Below are 18814 nucleotides of genomic sequence, written 5' to 3' on the forward strand. Positions count from 1 at the left end.
AGAGAGATAGATGAGCGATATTAACGACGCGGCAGTTGGCCCTGTTTTAGACCCTTTCGAACAATGGCTATCAGAGCGCCATAAGTGGCTTCAAACCGCCGCAGCCAAGTTGATTCAGACTCGTGCCTTTCCCGACGCGGACGCTATCCGCGAACTAGCAGACTTGTGCGTCATTGAAGCGTCAAAACAAGGCGCAGATAAGTTTGAAACCGTTGCACCAGGAACTCTAGTTCAGGCACAGGGCCAATCGCCTATTCGCCTTCGCCGAATCAGTGATGTAACGGGCGTGAACGCAATAAGAAGTGGCGCATCCATCGACTTTGGGACTAGCAGCATTTCTCTGGTCTATGGTTCGAACGGTTCAGGAAAGAGCGGCTTTGCGCGCCTGATTAAGCAAATCTGTGGCTCTCGTGCAAAAGAAGACCTGCTTGGGAACGTCTTCAGCAAGGAACAGCCGGAGCCGTCCGCCCGCATTTTTCTTTCCGTTGGGGAAAAGGAAAAAGAAGGAGTCTGGACGCTGCCAGGAGGCGCTGTCCCGCAGTTGCGGCATCTCCATGTGTTCGATTCGACAGTGGCGACCTTATATTTCGGTCAAAAAAACGAGGCGACTTACGAGCCGTCGCGCATGCGCTTTGAGATAGGCTGAAGAAAGTGGAGATCAATGTTTCGTAGAATGAGCGAAATGGAGATCAAATGAATCGAGGACCGAAAGGCCGCTACACGAAGGAGTTTCGCGAGCAGGCGGTGAAGCTCGTTCTTGTCGATGGACTGTCGCAGCGAGAAGTTGCGGGCCGATTATCTTTGTCGGTTAAAACGCTTGGCGCGTGGGTCGTTGCCGAGCGAAAAGGGACGCTAACGAAGGTAGGCGAGACGCAAAAGCCGCAGAGCGAGTTGGAGGCGGAATTGGCGCGGGTCAAGCGCGAGCTGGCGACGGTCACGATGGAGCGCGATATTTTAAAAAAAGCGACGGTCTATTTCGCGAAGGAGTCGCGGTGAGATGTGACCGGATCGAAACGATGCGACAGGACTACCCGATTTCCGTGCTGTGCCGTGTGTTTGAGCTAGGGGCCAGCAGTTTCTACGCTTGGCGCCGACGGCTCGACTCGCCACGTGCACAAGAGAACGCGCGCCTTGAAATCGAGATTGTAGCGGCGCACGAACGAACTCGGCAAACGTATGGGCGCGAGCGATTGCAGGCGGATCTGCTTGATCATGGCGTGTGCGTTGGCCTTCACCGCATTAGGCGCATTCGCACCAAGCTGGGACTGCGTTGCAAGCAGAAGCGCAAGTTCAGAAACACGACGGATTCGAAGCACGATTTGCCAGTCGCACCGAATTTGCTGGAACGCAACTTCGACATGAGCATGCCGAACCAGGCCTGGGTGAGCGATATCACGTACGTGTGGACAGATGAGGGCTGGTTGTATCTAGCCGGCATCAAGGATCTGTTCAACGGCGAGCTGGTCGGCTACGCCATGAGCGAACGTATGACCCGCACCTTGGTAATGCAGGCGCTATTTGCCGCGGTCGCACTTAAACGGCCCGCAGCCGGTTTGATCCTACATTCGGATCGTGGCAGTCAATATTGTTCGCATGACTATCGGGATCTAGCAAAGCAGTTCGGCATGACGATGTCCATGAGTCGCAAAGGCGATTGCTACGATAATGCGCCGATGGAAAGCTTCTGGGGGTCGCTCAAAAACGAACTCGTGCATCACCGCCGGTTCACGACGCGCGCCGAGGCCCGGCAGGCCATCACCGAATACATCGAGATCTTCTACAACCGGCAACGCAAGCAAGCCCGTCTTGACTATCTGTCGCCTGCTGCCTTCGTGCAGCGATTTTATAAAACGCGACTCGCGGCTTAACCCATTGCTCTCCACTATTGACGACCGACCTCACTTCGTCTCATCGCTCATCAGGGTATGTGACCAAGTGTCGGTCGAGCTTGATGCGCGCAAGGAGAAGCTCCAAACAAAGCTGCCGGTTATACCGGTCGAACTGGCGGCAACTACGTCAGCGATGTTTGCCTTAAAGCTCAAAGCGGGCACCACTGAAGCTGCAATCGCTTCAGCATGCATGTACACAGACGAAATGAACCGTGAGCGCATTGCAGGAGAAGCGTCGCTTGCGGAGAAGGATATTCCAGGCAGGCTCAAGGTTATCGGTCGCGAGATTGCAGCCCTCGACATCGTAAAAACGTTGGTTCAATCGTGGAAGGCGGCCTTGGGCGACGACAAGCTGACTGAGCTGGCTAGCGCGCGTGCTGCCGCGCTGCGAAAACGGAAAGCTGCTGGCGAAGATGCGGCCAAGATATTTGCTGGCTCACCGGTAGATGGGATTGGCCAGGAATCTTGGCACGAGTTGTGGGAAAAAGCGCGCGATTTCTCCGTTTTTCATGCTTACAAAGAGTCCGAGTTCCCCAATATAGACGGTGGCGCGCGATGTGTCCTCTGTCAGCAATTGTTAGGCGATGATGCCAAAAACCGCCTCTCGCATTTCGAGCGCTTTGTTAAGGGCGAACTCGAGAAGGACGCGCAGGAAGCAGAACGTGCGCTGAAGAAGCTTGAGCAGGCTTTACCAAGCTTGCCTGAAGTGAAGGCTTGGGTAGTCACCACGGCCCCCATCAAGTTAGAGCACAAGGCAGCGACCGACTGGCTCACAGTCGTAGCAGAGCGGCGAAGCGCGGCAGATACCGCGGTGACAGCTGACGCGGTGCCTGACGTGGATTGGTCTGTTGTCGAATCACCCATCACAGTAGTGTCCGATGCACTGCTCGCGGAGCAGAAGACACTGCAGGAACTCCTGCAGGACGGAAAGCGTAAGGAACTCGCGGCCCGCGTGAACGAACTCGTTGCCTGCCAATGGATAAATAGAGAGCAGGAGGCCGTTCGAATTGAGGTCAAGCGCTTGGACACGCTTGCGATACTCCAGAAGGGAGTTTCTCTGGCATCGACGACCGCGTTGACCAAGAAGAACACCGAGCTGGCGGAACTGGAGCTGCGAAGTGGGTATCAAGAACGCTTCGAGCAAGAACTGAAGGCTCTCAACGGTTCACGAATCCCCATCGAACCCAGGAGTAAGCAGCAGGGCAAGGGCAAAGTCACGTTTTCGCTCACGCTAAAAGATACTGGCGACGGCGTGAAGGCAGAGGCGGTCCTGAGTGAGGGTGAACGACGAATCATCGCCATGGCGGCATTCTTAGCTGATATTTCTGGGTCGGGTCAACCGACACCTTTCGTTTTCGACGACCCGATTTCTTCGCTCGACCAAGACTTCGAAGAGCATGTGGTCAAGCGGCTTGTCGACCTGGCCCAAGAGCGTCAGGTGATTATTTTCACTCACAGGCTGTCTTTGGTGGCTCAGGTCGAGTCATTGGTGAAAAAGTTACAAGACAAGGCCAAGCTAGCAAAAAAGCCGATACCAATCGAACTCAACTCGCTTTCTCTCCGCCGCCTAGGCAAGACAGTCGGACTAATAGCCGACATCAATATCAGAGACGCCAAGCCGGATAAGGCCCTGAATCGCATTCGTAACGAGTCGTTGAAGCAACTTCGGAAGCTGCACGATGACGCGGATGTGGCAGGGTACGAGGAAAAGGTAAAAGGTATATGTAGCGACGTCCGAATCCTCGTCGAGCGGTGCGTTGAGACGGTACTTCTGAACGATGTATTGGTTAGGTTTCGGCGCAGTGTAACAACACAGAACAGAATCAGTACGCTCTCGAAGATTCAACCGGATGACTGCGCCCTGATCGACGACCTAATGACACGCTATTCGGTCTTCGAGCATTCGCAATCTACCGAGCTTCCCGCCGAATGTCCGGATATCGATGTGTTGGAGAAGGACGTTGACGTGATGATTGCATGGATTAAGGAGTTCACGGAAAGGCCGGTCCAATAAAGCTGGTTTGGTCCGGCGATTGGCCACGTGCACGGAGAGTCGCTTCAAGGGCAATGCGATTGCCGTCCCGGACCACTGAACACCTTTGATAGCTCGAGCGATGTTGCCCGAACTTCTGTCGCATATCACGGACGGGCCAGTAGTCGAGCTCTACGGAGAGGTGACACGCGCATAGTTTGCCCGGGTCGACAATGAACGTCGCGGTTCGATGTCGGCCCATGTCAGGTCGAGTCGAACGCACCATAGGCTGGCAACGCTCCGCCGGTCAGTGTCGGCTGCCGTGCTTCTAATAGAGGTAGTGGCTTCTCTTGTTGAATTCGAACATGGACTTCAACCCGTCACCTGTGGTTGTCGACTTTTCAAAACCGTTCAGTTCAATCCCCAAATACTCGGCCCACTGAACTTTCTTCTTGAACTCTTGAACTCTTTCCATTTGTCGTTCTTCGCAGCCAAATCGATGAATTGCATCAACAGAAGGGTTTGATGTGCTCCAGCGCAATATTCGGCTCGATTGAAGGCTTCTTCGGCGTATGGGTGGGCTTTCTGGTAGTCCTTCTCTCAATAGTAGCGCGTGCTATTCAACCAGGAGGTCATCCACGGCAACGTCGCGGACATCCCTGAACCTTCCAATCTCGTGGCATATGCTTGAATCTTCTCGGCACTCAGGTCTCTGTCTTTTTGCAGGATGATTCCCTACATGAGCAGTTCGCCGAACTCATCCGGTGGGGATGGCGCTGCCGCGATGGCATACGCGCGCACCGCCGCGAGATCCTTCGCGGTGTAGCCGTAGGTGAGCGTGAGATTTTCAGCCACGCTTGCCTCGGATCGACTTTGGGCCGCCCGGTGGCCGCGGGCGGAATCCGGACAGCACACCGTTCGCTTCTGCCAGGAGATCGTCACTGAACGCGAAGGCGATCTGGGTGAATGCTGCGCGGGCCGCACCAAGCATCGTGGCCAGTTGCACATCGGACGCGGACTCGCCCCATAAGACGCGCTGAACCAGCGCCACACCTCCATGTTGCGCGACCAAGCGCAGTGCGTAACCGAGCGATGCGTTGGTCAGAATCTCGTTGCCGTACGTATCAGCAAGCGCCGTGAGAATGGCCAGCTCGACGCGGTCGGGCCGTCGAGGAACGCGTGGTCGCTCACCCCGCCGAGCCGCGGCGCTCGTAATCTCATCGTCCATCAGTTCGCCCATCAGGCGACTGGCCGAATTTAAGGCGGCAGGCCCGTCCCCTGCCCGGAATGCCGAAATGGCGTCATCCAGGCGCAGGACGATGCGCGCGGTGACCGGATCGAGCGGTGCGTCCTTGTCTGGCGGGACTGCGGGCGGGGTCTGGGTCATGGAAACTCAGGGTCTGCGAAGAAGCGCGATGGGAAAATGCCCTATTTTACCCTTCAAATGCAATCCCGATAATAAAAGTTATCAGGATTACTAACTATCAATGAAACACACATTCATCTCTTCTTTGATGCATTTTTAAGAGCTTTGATGCCTCCGAAAAATCTTTCCTTCGATATACGGCTTGTAAAATCCCGTTGCTTCGCTGGATTTACGATCGCCATTACCTTTTCGATTTCCTCATTGCGTCTGACACCACGTCAGGGATTGTGACCGCCCTCAACGTTTGTGCATGCTCATCACGGCCGGTCGTGAACGTTTGGTAAGCGGCCAGACCGCTGCAGAATCGACTGCTACCGATGCACCGCCGCCTTCGCGTTCGACTGCTTACTGCGCCGTATTACCCTTTTCAGCAAAAAAGATTGATGACAAATAAACCTTGATTTAGGAAACGATCACTTCCATACTAAATGCATGAACACGCAAACGAATCCTACTGCCGCCGGTCCGAAACAGACCCAACTGTCACGCGATCCCAATTTCATAACCGGGGCCGATGGTCTGATCGCAGTCGACAAGATCGCCAACAAGATCCTGTTCCTAGATCCCTCGACCTATGAGACGGTATTGACGCTTTCAGGGTTTGCGCCGCGCGTCCACGAAATCGCTGTGTCGGCTGACCGAAAGACCGCTTACGTTCCAATCTATGGAGACGGCAAACATGGCGATAATCCAAACCCCGGCCACCTCATCGCCGTGTTCGATCTCCAGGCCCGTCGCCATATAGGCGATATCAGCACTGCGCCCTATCTCGCGCCCCACGGCCTTCGCTGGGGCCGCGAAGGCGAGTTGTATTGTGTCTGCGAGAACAGCGGTGTCGTGCTGGATCTGGATGTCGGGTCCTGGGAAATACGAGACGTCATCGAAGTCGGCTCCAATAAAGCACACCGTATTGAGGTACTGCCCAACGGCACCAAGCTCTACACAGAGAACGAAGAAGATGCATTTGCGTCGGTCATTGACCTCAAAGCGCGGAAGCGCGTCGGCAGCATTGCGGCGCCGGGTGGCCTAGCCGGTATCGGACTGTCACCGGACGGCCGAACGGTAATCCTGGTGAATGCAACTACGCCGCAGATCCTCGTTGTGGACACTTCAACTGATGTCGTAACCCGAACGATTGCGCTCGACGGGCACGCCAAACCCGCGCAAATCGCCCGATACAGTCCCGATGGCAGGTACCTCGTCGTCACGAGTTTCGAGGAACCGCTGGCAACGATTTTCGACGCCGATCTCGGGCGTCAGCGCATCGTCCATGTCGGCAATGGACCGATGAACATGGCGTTTCACGCAGACTGCAAGACGGTTCTTATTGCTAACCAGAATGAAGGTTCGCTTTGCATCGTCGATCTTGACGCAGCAGAAGTGCTGCGCTCCATGCCCGTTGGCGAAGGCGTCGAGACCTTGTCGTTTTTCTAGGAGCGATCATGAACGAATGGATCCACCGTGCCGTTGCGCAGACGTTCGACGTCGATGGCTTCCAGTTCGATAGCGGGAAGTGCATGAACGTGCGTCTTTACTGCCGAACGCTCGGATCCCGTGCCCCGTCGGGCGACAATGTGGTACTCATGCTTCACGGCACATCAGGCAGCGGCGTACAGTTCCTCCAATCGGAAACGGCTGACGCTCTGTTCGGCCCGAGTCAGCCGCTCGACCTGGCGACGCATTTCGTTATCCTGCCAGACGCCATCGGCCACGGACATTCGAGCAAGCCGAGCGATGGGTTAGGCGCGCGCTTTCCGAAGTACACCTACGGCGATCTTGTCCGAGCTCAGCACGTCTTGGTGACGCAATACCTTGGCGTCAATCGCTTGCGTCTCGTATTGGGGACGAGCATGGGCGGGATGCAGACGTGGATGTGGGGCCAAGCCTATCCAAACATGATGAGCGCGCTCATGCCCATTGCAAGCCTGCCAGAGAAGCTGACCGGCCGAAATTTGCTGATGCGGCGCATCATGCTGTCGATGATCCGGCCGGATACGGCCGCCGGGCACGCGGAATTGGGTGCGGCTTGGAACCTCTTCGCACTGCTTGTGGACAGTCCAGTGCGCCTAGCACAGCAGTTTGACAACGTTGCCGCCGCCGACGAACACATTCGAACCGTCGCCGCCACCGCAATCAACACGCAGGACGTCAATGACATGATATGGGAGTTCGACGCGTCGTGGGATTACGACCCGGCGTCGCAGTTAGGGAAAATCACGGCGCCGCTGCTGGCTGTAAATTTCGCCGATGACGAGCTTAATCCTCCTACGCTCGGTGTGCTGGAGCGGGCCATTTTGAACGTTCCGAGCGGTCGCGCCGTTACGATCGAACCTGGACCTGGCTCGAGGGGGCACCAGAACTTACGGGACGGGCGGTTGTGGGCACCGTTCGTCGCCGAGCTTATGAGGATCTCTGCTTGTGCTGGTCGGGTGTCGGTATGAGGATGGGCGTCAACACCTACCTATGGACCAATCGTTTCGCTGCCGCAGACCTGGGCCTTATTGAGCACCTGAAAGGCTTGGGTGCAGATGGAATAGAGTTCGCGCGTTCTGGCTTCGACGGTTTCCCGGCGGACGACATCCGGGCCGAATTAGAGCGTCTGGATATGGGCTGCACACTCTGCACGGCCCCCCCGGAACCGGAACTTAGCATCATCCATCCGTCTGCCAAAGCCCGTGCCGATGGGCTGGACTATTTGCGCGAAGCAGTCACTATGGCGGCACGCATTGGGGCAAGGGTCGTGGCAGGCTTGCTTTACGCGAAAGTCGGCTGGTTCACCGGCGAACGACGGACATCTCAAGAGTGGGCCTGGGCGGTCGCCGCTTTCACGGCATTAAAGCCCGACCTTGATCGGCTGGAGGTCACCTTGGCGATCGAACCCGTGAACCGCTGGGAGACATTCTTTCTCAACACCGCCGCTGACGGGACAGCGCTCTGCAACGCGATCGACGACGAACGGATAGGACTGCTCTTGGACAGCGCGCATATGATCATCGAGGAGAAGAATCAGGCTGCGACTTTGCGAAGTGCCGCTCGAAGGCTTCGACACGTGCACGTAGCTGAAAACGATAGGGGGACGCCCGGCACCGGCCAGACAGACTGGACGGCGTTCATGACGGCGCTTCGCGACGTCAGCTACGATGGCTGGTGTGTGATTGAAAGCTTCGCTTGGAACCAGCCCGGTCTCGCTGCGACAACCCGTTCCTGGCGCGATCTGGCAGCGTCACCGGACGATTTGGTTAGGGATGGCCTCACGTTTTTACGCGCGACGTATGCGAGCGCTGCAAAGAGCGAACAGACACCATAATGTCTTTTATCAATCCCGTGTTCTTATTGTCGGCCGGCCGTTTTCTTGTCGGCGTTCTCTTCGTGATTGGTGGCATACACCACTTCTTTGTCCTACCCACCATGACGCAGAAGATTGCCGAGCGGGGCGTGCCCTTTCCGACGGCAACTCTCCTCGCCGGCTCGATGTTCGAGATGCTCGCCGGGATCGCTATCATTGTCAGGTGGCACGCTCCACTTGCTGCAATTGCCTTGATCCTCTTTACGATTGCAAGTTCGTGCATGTTGATGAACACCTGGGCCTTGACCGGTGAAAAACGCATGTCCGCAATCGACGGATGGACATCTAATCTTGGCGTGATCGGCGGATTGGCGTTCGTTGCAGGGCTGACCTAGGTGTCCACACGATGCAACCCCAGTGAGACGAGCGTGATGTCGGCGCTCGCGCTCGCGGGCGGGATGGCGTTTTTGGCGGGTGCGACGGACGTGTATGGCTTCGTCGAGCTTCACGGTCTTTACGTATCATTCATGAGCGGCAATACGACGATGCTCGGCATGTTACTGGGCAGTCACGATTTCGCGCGCTCAGTCGACATTGCCATGCTGGTCGGACTTTTCGTTCTCGGAGCCGCAGGCGGAGAAGCTTTGTTCAATATCTCCGGGAATCATCGTACCGCTGCGGTAGTTTCAGCGGTATCGGCAATGCTCTGCATACCAGTGGCTCAACCGCACGTGGCAAGCTTGGCGTTCGTGCCGGCGATGGGTGCGTTGAATGCGGCGTTGACAAAGGTCAACGGGATGAGCGTGAGCCTGACCTATGTAACTGGTGCACTTATCAAGTTCGGACAGGGGATCGGCAATTGGGTGACTGGCAGGCGCGCCGACTTGTCTTGGACTCTTCAGGCACCTTTGTGGGCGAGTTTGCTCGCGGGCTCGTGCACTGCAGCAGCTTTGCAACATCTCGACATTCATCGACCGTGGCCTTTACCTATCATCGGATCGTTGCTCGCGATGGCTGCATTGAGATGGGAACCGCTGCGGGCCGGCTTCGATTAAACGAAGCAGTAGTACTAACGGACGCTAAATTATTAAAGTCGACCTTCCTCAATAACTTGGAATAGCATCTATCAGCATGGATAATACGTTGGAAATTGGACGTCGCGGCCCTGGTCGGCCACGGCAGTTTGATATGAATGCTGCCTTGGACGCGGCACTGCTCGTTTTTCGAGAGCGCGGATATCACGCTGCGTCGCTAACGGAGTTGGGCTCGGCCATGGGTCTTACCGCTGGCAGCATCTACAAGGCGTTCAGTGACAAGCGGGCGATCTTCCTTGCCGCCTTTGTTCGCTATACCGATGTCCGTAGTGCGCATCTGCGAGGTTTGCTCGATGCTCAGCAAAGCGGAGAGGAAAAGCTTCGTGCCATGCTTCTTTTTTACGCTGAGTCGTCACAAGGTATTGAAGGTCGACGGGGTTGTTTGGTGGTAGCGAGCGCTACCGAAATCGCCCTGTTTGACGAAGAAATGACAGCGCGCGTGACGCGATCATTGCAGCGAGTGGAAGCGCTCTTTCGAGACATTATAAAGCTCGGCCAATCCGATAAATCTATCGCGGCCGAAATTGATCCTGACACGTCGGCACGCATCCTTCTGTGTCTCGTGCAGGGATTTCGGGTAGTTGGCAAAATTGGTCAGACTCCCGCCGAGGTAACAGCCGCGGTTGACCAAACTATGCGATTGCTCGCTAAATGAGGGCAAAGTTGGAAACGGTCAGTTGCATGCATCACGACACGTCAAAACCACCGGTTCGCACAATCTTTTTCTTCGCGATCACGCGCGGACTTGTCGGAGCGAGATCTACCAGGCGCAGGCCCTCCCAGCCGATTCACGTGAAGTTGCAATCGTCTGCGCGAACAGGCACCCAAACATTGTCACGACGCCGATAGGCTCCTGCTTGCCATTCTTCATGTCTTTTGGCGATCCGAGAGAATCAACCCTTGGAACGCTCCCTCCGATGCGTCGCCATACTGCAAACACGGCGGCCAGTTTCTTTCGATGGCCGCCTCCACGTTGACGCGGGGCTGGTCTTCCTCCTCTTTATGACCAATTTTTGGAGCGTCGCTCATGACCGAACCGCAATTGTCGTCACCGCCCACCAGGCCGATTCAGGCCACTCCCGCTTCTCGGCCCGATCCCGACCTTGACGGCTTCGAACATGGCTTTCAAACTGTCGATGGCATCCGGATTCACTACGTCTCGGGCGGCAAAGCGGACGGACCCGTGGTCGTCCTCCTCGCTGGCTTTCCCGAAAGCTGGTTTGCGTGGCGAAAGGTAATGCCACTGCTCGGCGGGACCTACCGTGTCATCGCACCGGACCTGCCCGGACAAGGCGATTCGGACCGACCTGCCGATGGTTACGATACGGAAACGTTAGCCGTTCGCGTGCACGGGCTGCTTCAGCAACTCGGGATAACCAACTGCAACCTGGTGGGCCACGATGTTGGCGCATGGGTTGCGTATCCCTACGCGGCATTGTTCAGCGAGCAAGTGCGGCGCTTGGCCCTATTGGATGCCGGCATTCCAGGCATCACGCTGCCGGACGCCCTGCCGATCGCGCCGGATCAAGCTTGGCGCACTTGGCATTTCGCCTTTCATGGCATACCTGATTTGCCCGAAGCCTTGATCAGCGGCCGCGAGCGCGTGTACCTCGATTGGTTTCTGCGCCGCAAAACAGCGAATCCTGAGACCTTCACGGACGCCGACCTCACCGAGTATCTCAGGATCTTCAAGAAAGACGGCGGGCTTCGCGCCGGGCTCGCCTACTACCGCGCCGCAGCGGTTTCGGCTCGACAGAACCGAGAGCAAGCAACCAAGGGGAAGCTCAAAATGCCGCTCCTAGCACTTGGCTCCGATCAAGGATCCATCGCCGATATGGCGGCGCCGCTTCGTGCATTCGCCGATGACGTGCGCGGGATCGTCGTGCCGTTCTGCGGACATTTCCTGCCTGAGGAACAGCCAGAAGCAGTAACTAGAGAACTTTTGGCCTTTCTTGGTGAAGCTGACGAAAAAGTTTAATGACTTTCAGGACCATGCGTATGTAATGGAATTGAATCCTGACCCCAAGGCGTCTGAGCACACAAAACCTAGGCCAGTGATGTCAGCAATCAGAACCGCTCGCCGACCATTTCCTCGCTTTTGATCCACAGCGCTTTTGCATGCTCGGGATCTAGAGCGTAGGTCCTGACACCGAAAGCGTCCGCGGGGCGGTTGTTCACGGCAGCGACGTGACAGTCTTCGCAATAGAGGCCGCCGACCTCGTCGGCAGCCGCGACGAAACCTGCCCACACCGATGTTGCCGCACCCTGTTCGACGGTTTTCCATTGGAAGGCAGAGGCGGCAGCCGGCTGCTTTTCGATCATTTTGCGGGTGGTCTCGGTCAGCACGGCGCCAGGGTGCACGGCTGCGGCGCGCACGCCCGCAGGCTCGTGACGCCGGTCGAACTCGACCGCGAAGAGGATGTTCGCCGTTTTGGATCGGCGATACGCCACCAGCGGATCGTAGGGCGTGTGCTCGAAATTAGGATCGTCGAAATCGACATCGGCGCCGCGATGACCAGCTGAGGCGACCGTGACGAGACGGCCGCCAGGCTTGATGAGGCTCGCGATGCGGTTGACGAAAACGAAATGCCCGAGGTGGTTGGTCCCGAACTGCGTCTCGAATCCGTCAGCGGTCGTCCCTTTCGGGCTCGCCATCACACCGGCGTTGGCAATGACGACGTCGAAGCGCTCGCCCGCCCTCACTAGTTTGTCTGCGCTCGCACGGATACTCGTAAGGGAGGCCAAATCAAGCTCAATAAGGTCGAAGCCTCCGCCCCTTGTTGCCTGAGCGCGGACCTGTTCGGTCGCCCGCAGAGCCTTGTTCAGGTCTCTGGCAGCGCCGACCACGCACGCCCCGTGAGACGCCAGAACACGAGCCGTCTCTACGCCAACCCCGGAAGACACGCCGGTCACGAGTACGCGTCGGTTGCGTAGGTCGACTCCTTCGATTACCTCGTCGGCCGTACTTGTCGCGCCGAATGATATTGACATCGATTTCTCCTGCACAAATCTGTTGTTCGTTCAAGACCCGACGGCCGGAATTTGGAACGCTGGCGCGAGAGTACTCTCATCGCCCTCCCTGTCTTAGGTGCAACACACTTTGCTCATGGACGTCACCGCAGCCTTGGCGCCTTCGATTTGCCGGTCGTTGCGCCCGACAACAGAGCTAGTTTCGCGTCTTATCGAAACCGATTTTGTCCAACGACAATAACGCGTTCTCTGGCAAGCGAAGGTCCACGCTCTCGATGTTCTGCTTCAGATGCTCGACCGAAGAGGTTCCGGGTATGAGGAGGATGTTCGGTGAGCGGTGCAACAACCATGCAAGGGCGACCTGCATAGGTGTCGCGTTGCATTGGTCTGCGGCTTGGCTAAGTGCATCGGCCTGCAACGGAGAGAACCCTCCGAGCGGAAAAAACGGCACATATGCAATGTCGTCTTTTGCAAGACTGTCGATCAGTGCGTCATCGTGTCGATGCGCAAGGTTGTACAGATTCTGCACGCACGAAATGCGCGCAATTTCGCGTCCCTGTGCCACTTGCTTTGCAGTTACATTGCTCAGCCCTATGTGACGGATCAAGCCTTTTTCCTGAAGCCGAACGAGCGCCGTCAGAGGCTCCTCGATGTTCCCCTCGGACGGTGCTCCCACGTTGAACATCACGCGCAAGTTCACGACGTCCAGTATATCAAGACCAAGATTGCGAAGATTGTCATGCACCGCTCGTTCCAGTTCTGCCGCCGATGATGCAACGTTCCACGAACCATCGCTGCCACGGCTGGCGCCTACTTTTGTGACGATAGTAAGTGCATCGGGATACGGATGAAGTGCCTCGCGAATAAGCTGATTAGTGACGTGCGGGCCATAGAAATCGCTGGTATCAATGTGCGTAATCCCGCTCTCTACAACGGCACGAAGCACCGCGATGGCCGCCGCGCGATCCTTCGGTGGTCCGAAAACGTGAGGACCCGCTAGTTGCATTGCGCCATACCCCAAGCGCGTAACGGACCGATCGCCAAGTTGAAAAATACCTGCTTGAGAAACTGTAGTCATTGGACAATTCCTTCCTTCGGGTTGTCGCTTCTGTTACGGCGAGATGTTCGGATAGAATACGAATAATCATTCAGATTGTGAATTCGCATATGCGCACAGACAACGCAGAGAGGCTGGACCCCCGCAAACAGCCGCAGCAGGCGCGTTCTCAAGCCACAGTGGACGCAATCTTTGATGCAACTATTCAGGTTTTGCTAGTTGAGGGCTTGCAGCGGCTTACCACCATCCGGGTGGCCGAAAGGGCTGGCGTGTCAGTGGGAACCCTCTACCAATACTTTCCTCAAAAGCAGGCGCTTCTTTTCGCTGTACTGCAGCGGCATTTGGAAAGAATGGTGAGAGTAATCGAGGACGCCGCTCTGTCAGCGCGTGATGCCTGTTTGTCGGAGATGGTGAAAAAAGTCGTTGCAGCATTCGTAAGAGCGAAGACGGCAAATTTGGACGAAGCTCGCGCCCTTTACGCGGTCGCTGCTGAACTGGACTCACGCGGCTACGTTCAAGAAGTGGAGGCACGCAACCGTGCGGCGCTCGAGGCTATGCTAAAGACCGCTTCCGATGCCCATTTTGACGATGTCGCTATGACCACGTTTATGTTCACAGGAGCGTTGGTCGGCCCGATGCGTGCGTTGCTTGAGGGAAAGTTGCCGCAATCGATGGTCCGTAAGCTAACTGGTCAGCTTGAGTCGATTTGTATTGGATATCTGGAACGCGAGGCACGTCCCAAGTTACCGACGGGCTAGTCTCCACCATGGGTGGCGGGGAAACAGGCGACTATAAGCCGTTGCATAGCCACGCAAGATGGCTGCGGCTGCGAGACGCATTCTCCGGGCGTGGCACGCTGTAAGCGGGCCACAAAAACTCATGACTGTCTCAACTTCGCCGCTCTCTGCATTTTCTTCATCTCTAAGTCGTTTGCGTGCTGGGCTAAAATGTTCCTCGAGCGGGCCTTCGCCAACTGATAATTGAACACAGTGAGGTCATTATCCAGGGGTACCGTGCAACTCACCGAAGCTGCGGCCCAAGTGATGGCATCGGCAAACGCAGCGGACATAGACTCGGGCATCAGTAACAACCCATACCGGGCCGACTCCGTTCCTCGGTGCCGACGACGACCGTCTACTAATAGCCCGGAAGTCGACTGCGGCTTGCCGCCGCCGCTTCTATAAATTCCGGTTTAATCCACGCATGGCAGGAACAAAACGAAAATCCAACCGCACGGGCATGAACCGCAAGCCCCTAAGCAAGGCGTTGCTGCTGCCCATGGCAGCGCACTCGGCGCGTGAGATGTCGCTCGCCCATCACCTTGCGCTAGCAGCTTGCCGCGGCGATGGCGGTAACCGATATCAGATCAACGAGTTGACCCGTTCGGTGTACATGTCTTATTTTCTTCAGAACCTGGGGTTTGGTAATTTGCCTTTTGAGTGTTACGAACACGCAGAAGCAGTGATTGAAAACGTTCTTGCAATCGCGGAGAAATCTGCAAAGTGGGTAATCCAAGAGGAGGACGCGCCTGCCATCGAACGCTTGCTGTTGCTGCACGACCGACAATTGAGCGAGGCGCCGATGCACCAAGTGGTGAAAGCCGAAAAACAACTACGTCAATTCATAGCCGGCACCAGCGCGTCGCCGCTGATCCGCCGCAAATCCGATTAACGGCCCCACTCCCTTTCGCGCGCACGCGTTCGCTTCTCAATCATGCTGCGTAAAAAACGTGTTACCCCGCGCCCGCTTCTGCTAACGGTGCGTCCAAAGCGCGGCGTGCTGGTGCGATACAGCAACCGCTATGCGCAGGTGCTGGGTGATGCACGAGGCAAGCCCCTCGTGATCCGCTCGCTGCACGCAGATGGTGTCGAGCGGCGCAGCTCGGTGAAGTGGAAAAACCTACGACTGCTCGACGATCAATTGTTCTAGCGTGAGCGGGCGGCTATGGCGCTGAACTAAGTGCAACCGCCCGCGGCCGGCGCGGGCAGAATTGCGTCCAGTTCCTTACTTATTCACGACATCCTTGAACGCTTTGCCCGCAGTGAACTTGACGGTCTTCGAGGCAGCGATCTGAAGCGGTTCCCCTCTCCTCGGGTAGCGCCCGGTTCGCGCCGCGCGCGCGCCCGTGCCAAAAGAACCGAACCCGATCAATTGAACCGCATCGCCCTTGACCACTGCGTTCGTCAAGGTCATCAAAATTGCGTCGATTGTTTCTGCTGCGGCAGCCTTCGCGATTCCCACGTCGCGTGCTACCGCGTCGATAAGGTCCTGCTTGTTCATGCTTGTGCTCTCCAGTTAAGCGAACCGACAGCCTGTATGCGTGCCAGCCTGGAGCATACCGCACCGGGCTGGCACCTTGGGGGCGAAGCAGTGCGGGTACACAGCGATAGCGCCCGCTTCCCTCGTTGAAGTTACCAATAGCGCTTAGCCGCAGTGTCCCAAATAGTATTGAGCCGCAGCATCCAGCAAGCGCTGCCGCTCGGCGCGCACTTAGATCGATGTGGTCTGTCGCGACGCGAGATCGAGGATGCGCTGCACCACGTCGATGGGCATGTCGAGCGCCACGGCGGGAGTGCCGAATGTGTGCCGTGGTACGGTCCGGTGCGACTGCTTCATGTCGCGTAAGTCCATGGCTCATTGCCAAGAAGGAATAGGCCGCGATTGTCTCGGCCCCGCCTTCGGACGCGCCCAAAATGCTGGCCGTGGGCCGGCTTGCGAACCGTTTGACCAGTTCCTTCGCGCGCCGGTCCTGCCGTGGATCACCCAAATCCGGCGTCTCAAATCCTCGTCCACCCATGCGCTGCGTCGTCTCGGGTCTTCATGCCGAAAATCCGAGAGCAACCGCAAAATCCGCATTGTCAACAACCCCCTTGTGGATACTTTCCTACTCCAACAACGGTTCCGCAAGCGTCGAGTTGTGCAAACGCAGGACGCTGTTGGCGCAGACCCGCAAGCAGCAACCGCTATGGGGCGCTCGCCGATTTCCCGTTTTACGCCGCACTAGTTACTCTACCAATCGGCGTCGCCAATCGCGTTATTCCATCCATCCTGCGACGGTGTTCCCGCCAAAGACCATGCTACGGATCATCGGAGTCGTCAGCCCTGCGCTGAAGCCCATCACTGGAGCACTCACCTCGTTCAAGCGCTTCATCTGAGACTCGCTCAAGACGATCTCCGTTGCGGCAATATTGCTCGCGAGCTGCGTGAGCTTGCTCGCCCCAACGATGGTGGACGTTACACCGGGGCGCGCCATCACCCAGCTCAGCGCGACCTGCGCCAGAGGACAACTATGCTCAGCGGCAACCGACTTCAGAACGTCAAGGATCTCCCAATTGCGATCGACGAACTTACTGTCGCCGAACGGGTTCGGGCCGCTCGGTCGACCCTTGTCCTTGGTATTCTCGCGGCTGTATTTTCCGCTTAGGAAGCCACCTGCCAGCGGACTCCACGGCATCACACCCATCCCGGCCTCCCGCGCGACGGGAATATGCTCGCCTTCGATGTCGCGGGCGACAAGCGAATACTCCACCTGAACTGCAATCGGGCCCGGAATGCGCCGCTCCGAAGCGATGGTCGCAGCCTTCATGGCCAGCCACGCTGGCATATCAGAAAAGGCATAGTAGCGAATTTTTCCAGCGCGCACCAAGTCGCCCAACGTCTGCACGATCTCTTCAACTGGGGTCACCCCGTCCCAGATGTGCATCCAGTAAAGGTCGATGTAGTCCGTCCCAAGACGCTTAAGCGACCCATCAATTGCACGGTAGATATTCTTTGCACCCGCACCTCCCGCATTGGGATTGCCGGCGCCGCCCTGGCTCGCCACGAGAGGGCTCGCGGATCCATTGAAAGCAAACTTCGTGGCGAGCACGATTTCATCGCGCGACCCCGTTTCCTTGATAAATTGACCCACCAGCCGCTCGCTTTCGCCGCCCGAATAAATATCAGACGTGTCGACGAAGTTGCCGCCTGCCTCGCGGTAGGCGTTGAACATCGCGCGCGAAATGGCCTCGTTAGCGCCCCATTGGCCGGGGCCAAATGTCATTGTGCCAAGAGTAAGGGGGCTGACGACCAGCCCGACCGGCCGAGTGTCTTATATGTGTTCAATGCCATGGAATTACCTAGTTTCATAGTGATTGTTACGGATAACAATAGGCCACTTACGCTCCGACGTCTAGCATTACATAGTGATCGTTATGGAAGATGCAACTTCCCCAGTTCGTCCCCTGAAGGTAGGCCGGCCGTTATCGTTCAATCGGGATACAGCTTTGCGGCAGGCCATGCTGACGTTCTGGCGCCACGGCTATGAAACGACCTCGATTGCGGACTTGACGGCCGCCATGGGCGTGAGCGCGCCGAGCATTTACACCGCCTTCGGCGACAAGAAGCAGTTATTCCTTGAAGCTGTACGTGCTTATGCCGGTGATCAGACGGTTATGGCGCGAGCGATCTACGACGCGCCTACTTCGCTTGAGGCAGCGCGCGAGTTAATAAGCAACGCCGTGACTGTTTATACGGGTGAGACGACCCCCAAGGGTTGCCTACTTGCCAGTGCGACCGCGAGTGGATCAGCGGCATCCGCCGACGTTCAACGGGTCGTTGCCGACGTACGGCGCGGTGTGCAACGCAGCCTTCAGGAAAGGATTGAACGCGACGTTGCTGAAGGGATGCTTCCGCCCACGACAGACGCGGTCGGGCTGTCCGGGATGGCCCTCGCTCTCATGCAAGGCATGTCCGTTCTCGCGCGTGACGGTGCGCCTCGCGCTTCGTTGCTGGCAATCGCCAAGACTGCTCTTCGGGCTTGGCCGCCTCAGATTGGATGAAGCAACGCGTACGATCTTGACCGAAACCCGGAACGACCGCTATTCGCTCCATCTTATTGCGCGCGGTGCCCTTGGATCGCTGCTTACGAAAACGGCGACGCTTGCGAATAAGCATCCTCTGTCGCTGATACTTTATCAGGTGCTATCGGTTGCCATGAGCGCGCTGATCGCGCTAAGTTATCCGACTGTGCTTAATCGCACTCTTAAACGGCAGTCACAGCGTGCGTCGGAGGACGCTCCGGACGAACGCCGTCGGGCCAAGATCCGAAACGCGTCAGATTCCTCCAGGTCTGGTGTGCG

At 57.0% G+C, this 18814-nt stretch carries 21 protein-coding genes and 1 pseudogene; 14 read left to right on the plus strand and 8 right to left on the minus strand.

Features of this window, described 5'->3' with window-relative positions; all coding sequences use genetic code 11:
- The first annotated feature begins 10 nt into the window (after positions 1–10).
- From AXG89_RS27075 to AXG89_RS27085, 3 genes are all read left to right on the plus strand, one after another.
- Entirely contained in the window at positions 11–646 is a 636-nt protein-coding gene (locus tag AXG89_RS27075; protein WP_062173971.1) for a hypothetical protein, read from the plus strand.
- Between the two features lie 47 nt (positions 647–693).
- Positions 694–1868 (plus strand): IS3 family transposase gene (locus AXG89_RS27080; RefSeq protein WP_119024612.1). Its coding sequence is split into 2 segments (ribosomal slippage): positions 694–967 and positions 967–1868, totalling 1176 coding nucleotides; the frame shifts between segments, so codons are not numbered across the junction.
- 67 nt (positions 1869–1935) lie between these two features.
- A complete protein-coding gene (locus AXG89_RS27085; RefSeq protein ID WP_236873521.1) occupies positions 1936–3903 on the plus strand; it encodes an AAA family ATPase in 1968 nt (655 codons plus the stop codon).
- Between the two features lie 805 nt (positions 3904–4708).
- Here the strand turns inward: AXG89_RS27085 and AXG89_RS27090 are convergent.
- The gene (locus AXG89_RS27090) at positions 4709–5248 is read right to left on the minus strand and encodes a hypothetical protein (protein ID WP_062173964.1); all 540 of its coding nucleotides are present in this window, start codon (positions 5246–5248) and stop codon (positions 4709–4711) included.
- Positions 5249–5719: 471 nt separating this feature from the next.
- Here AXG89_RS27090 and AXG89_RS27095 point away from each other — a divergent pair, with 471 nt between their 5' ends.
- The 6 genes from AXG89_RS27095 (at position 5720) to AXG89_RS27120 (ending at position 10322) form a co-directional block, all read left to right on the plus strand.
- Complete coding sequence (locus AXG89_RS27095) at positions 5720–6721, plus strand: YncE family protein (RefSeq protein WP_082771647.1); 1002 nt, start codon at positions 5720–5722, stop codon at positions 6719–6721.
- 8 nt (positions 6722–6729) lie between these two features.
- On the plus strand, positions 6730–7728 hold the full coding sequence (locus AXG89_RS27100; RefSeq protein WP_062173961.1) for an alpha/beta fold hydrolase: 999 nt from the start codon (positions 6730–6732) through the stop codon (positions 7726–7728).
- 2 nt (positions 7729–7730) lie between these two features.
- On the plus strand, positions 7731–8594 hold the full coding sequence (locus AXG89_RS27105) for a sugar phosphate isomerase/epimerase family protein (RefSeq protein ID WP_162916153.1): 864 nt from the start codon (positions 7731–7733) through the stop codon (positions 8592–8594).
- Complete coding sequence (locus AXG89_RS27110) at positions 8594–8968, plus strand: DoxX family protein (protein ID WP_062173957.1); 375 nt, start codon at positions 8594–8596, stop codon at positions 8966–8968. Before AXG89_RS27105 ends, AXG89_RS27110 begins: the two co-directional genes overlap by 1 nt.
- On the plus strand, positions 8969–9628 hold the full coding sequence (locus AXG89_RS27115) for a YoaK family protein (protein ID WP_162916147.1): 660 nt from the start codon (positions 8969–8971) through the stop codon (positions 9626–9628). It abuts the gene before it with no gap.
- Between the two features lie 76 nt (positions 9629–9704).
- Positions 9705–10322, plus strand: coding sequence for a TetR/AcrR family transcriptional regulator (locus AXG89_RS27120; protein ID WP_236873520.1), 618 nt, complete (start codon positions 9705–9707; stop codon positions 10320–10322).
- A 212-nt stretch (positions 10323–10534) separates the two neighbouring features.
- On the opposite strand, the gene AXG89_RS42385 is transcribed toward AXG89_RS27120, so the two are convergent.
- Positions 10535–10696, minus strand: coding sequence for a hypothetical protein (locus AXG89_RS42385; RefSeq protein ID WP_162916146.1), 162 nt, complete (start codon positions 10694–10696; stop codon positions 10535–10537).
- Between AXG89_RS42385 and AXG89_RS27125 the strand changes: the two genes are divergently transcribed.
- Entirely contained in the window at positions 10695–11645 is a 951-nt protein-coding gene (locus tag AXG89_RS27125) for an alpha/beta fold hydrolase (RefSeq protein ID WP_062173952.1), read from the plus strand. The two genes, AXG89_RS42385 and AXG89_RS27125, sit on opposite strands and share 2 nt — an antisense overlap.
- An 89-nt stretch (positions 11646–11734) precedes the next feature.
- Here the strand turns inward: AXG89_RS27125 and AXG89_RS27130 are convergent, their stop codons facing one another.
- Positions 11735–12658, minus strand: coding sequence for an SDR family NAD(P)-dependent oxidoreductase (locus tag AXG89_RS27130; RefSeq protein ID WP_062173950.1), 924 nt, complete (start codon positions 12656–12658; stop codon positions 11735–11737).
- 175 nt (positions 12659–12833) lie between these two features.
- A complete protein-coding gene (locus tag AXG89_RS27135; RefSeq protein WP_062173948.1) occupies positions 12834–13715 on the minus strand; it encodes an aldo/keto reductase family oxidoreductase in 882 nt (293 codons plus the stop codon).
- An 89-nt stretch (positions 13716–13804) separates the two neighbouring features.
- On the opposite strand from AXG89_RS27135, the gene AXG89_RS27140 reads away from it, so the two are divergent.
- From AXG89_RS27140 to AXG89_RS27155, 3 genes are all read left to right on the plus strand, one after another.
- The gene (locus AXG89_RS27140) at positions 13805–14452 is read left to right on the plus strand and encodes a TetR/AcrR family transcriptional regulator (protein ID WP_062173946.1); all 648 of its coding nucleotides are present in this window, start codon (positions 13805–13807) and stop codon (positions 14450–14452) included.
- A gap of 445 nt (positions 14453–14897) precedes the next feature.
- Entirely contained in the window at positions 14898–15365 is a 468-nt protein-coding gene (locus tag AXG89_RS27150) for a hypothetical protein (protein WP_236873519.1), read from the plus strand.
- A gap of 42 nt (positions 15366–15407) precedes the next feature.
- The gene (locus tag AXG89_RS27155) at positions 15408–15623 is read left to right on the plus strand and encodes a hypothetical protein (protein ID WP_062173942.1); all 216 of its coding nucleotides are present in this window, start codon (positions 15408–15410) and stop codon (positions 15621–15623) included.
- Between the two features lie 75 nt (positions 15624–15698).
- On the opposite strand, the gene AXG89_RS27160 is transcribed toward AXG89_RS27155, so the two are convergent.
- The 4 genes and pseudogenes from AXG89_RS27160 to AXG89_RS27175 all read right to left on the minus strand — a co-directional run bounded on the left by AXG89_RS27160 (position 15699) and on the right by AXG89_RS27175 (position 17736).
- Complete coding sequence (locus AXG89_RS27160) at positions 15699–15974, minus strand: HU family DNA-binding protein (RefSeq protein WP_062173940.1); 276 nt, start codon at positions 15972–15974, stop codon at positions 15699–15701.
- A 210-nt stretch (positions 15975–16184) separates the two neighbouring features.
- Entirely contained in the window at positions 16185–16325 is a 141-nt protein-coding gene (locus tag AXG89_RS27165) for a hypothetical protein (RefSeq protein WP_205583097.1), read from the minus strand.
- A 67-nt stretch (positions 16326–16392) separates the two neighbouring features.
- Positions 16393–16491 (minus strand): annotated as a pseudogene (locus AXG89_RS43430) (hypothetical protein); the annotation flags it as partial.
- 237 nt (positions 16492–16728) lie between these two features.
- Complete coding sequence (locus AXG89_RS27175) at positions 16729–17736, minus strand: aldo/keto reductase (RefSeq protein WP_236873518.1); 1008 nt, start codon at positions 17734–17736, stop codon at positions 16729–16731.
- 151 nt (positions 17737–17887) lie between these two features.
- On the opposite strand from AXG89_RS27175, the gene AXG89_RS27180 reads away from it, so the two are divergent.
- Entirely contained in the window at positions 17888–18514 is a 627-nt protein-coding gene (locus tag AXG89_RS27180) for a TetR/AcrR family transcriptional regulator (RefSeq protein WP_062173938.1), read from the plus strand.
- The last annotated feature ends 300 nt before the right edge of the window (positions 18515–18814 follow it).

The sequence above is a fragment of the Burkholderia sp. PAMC 26561 genome (assembly GCF_001557535.2).
Taxonomy (GTDB): domain Bacteria; phylum Pseudomonadota; class Gammaproteobacteria; order Burkholderiales; family Burkholderiaceae; genus Caballeronia.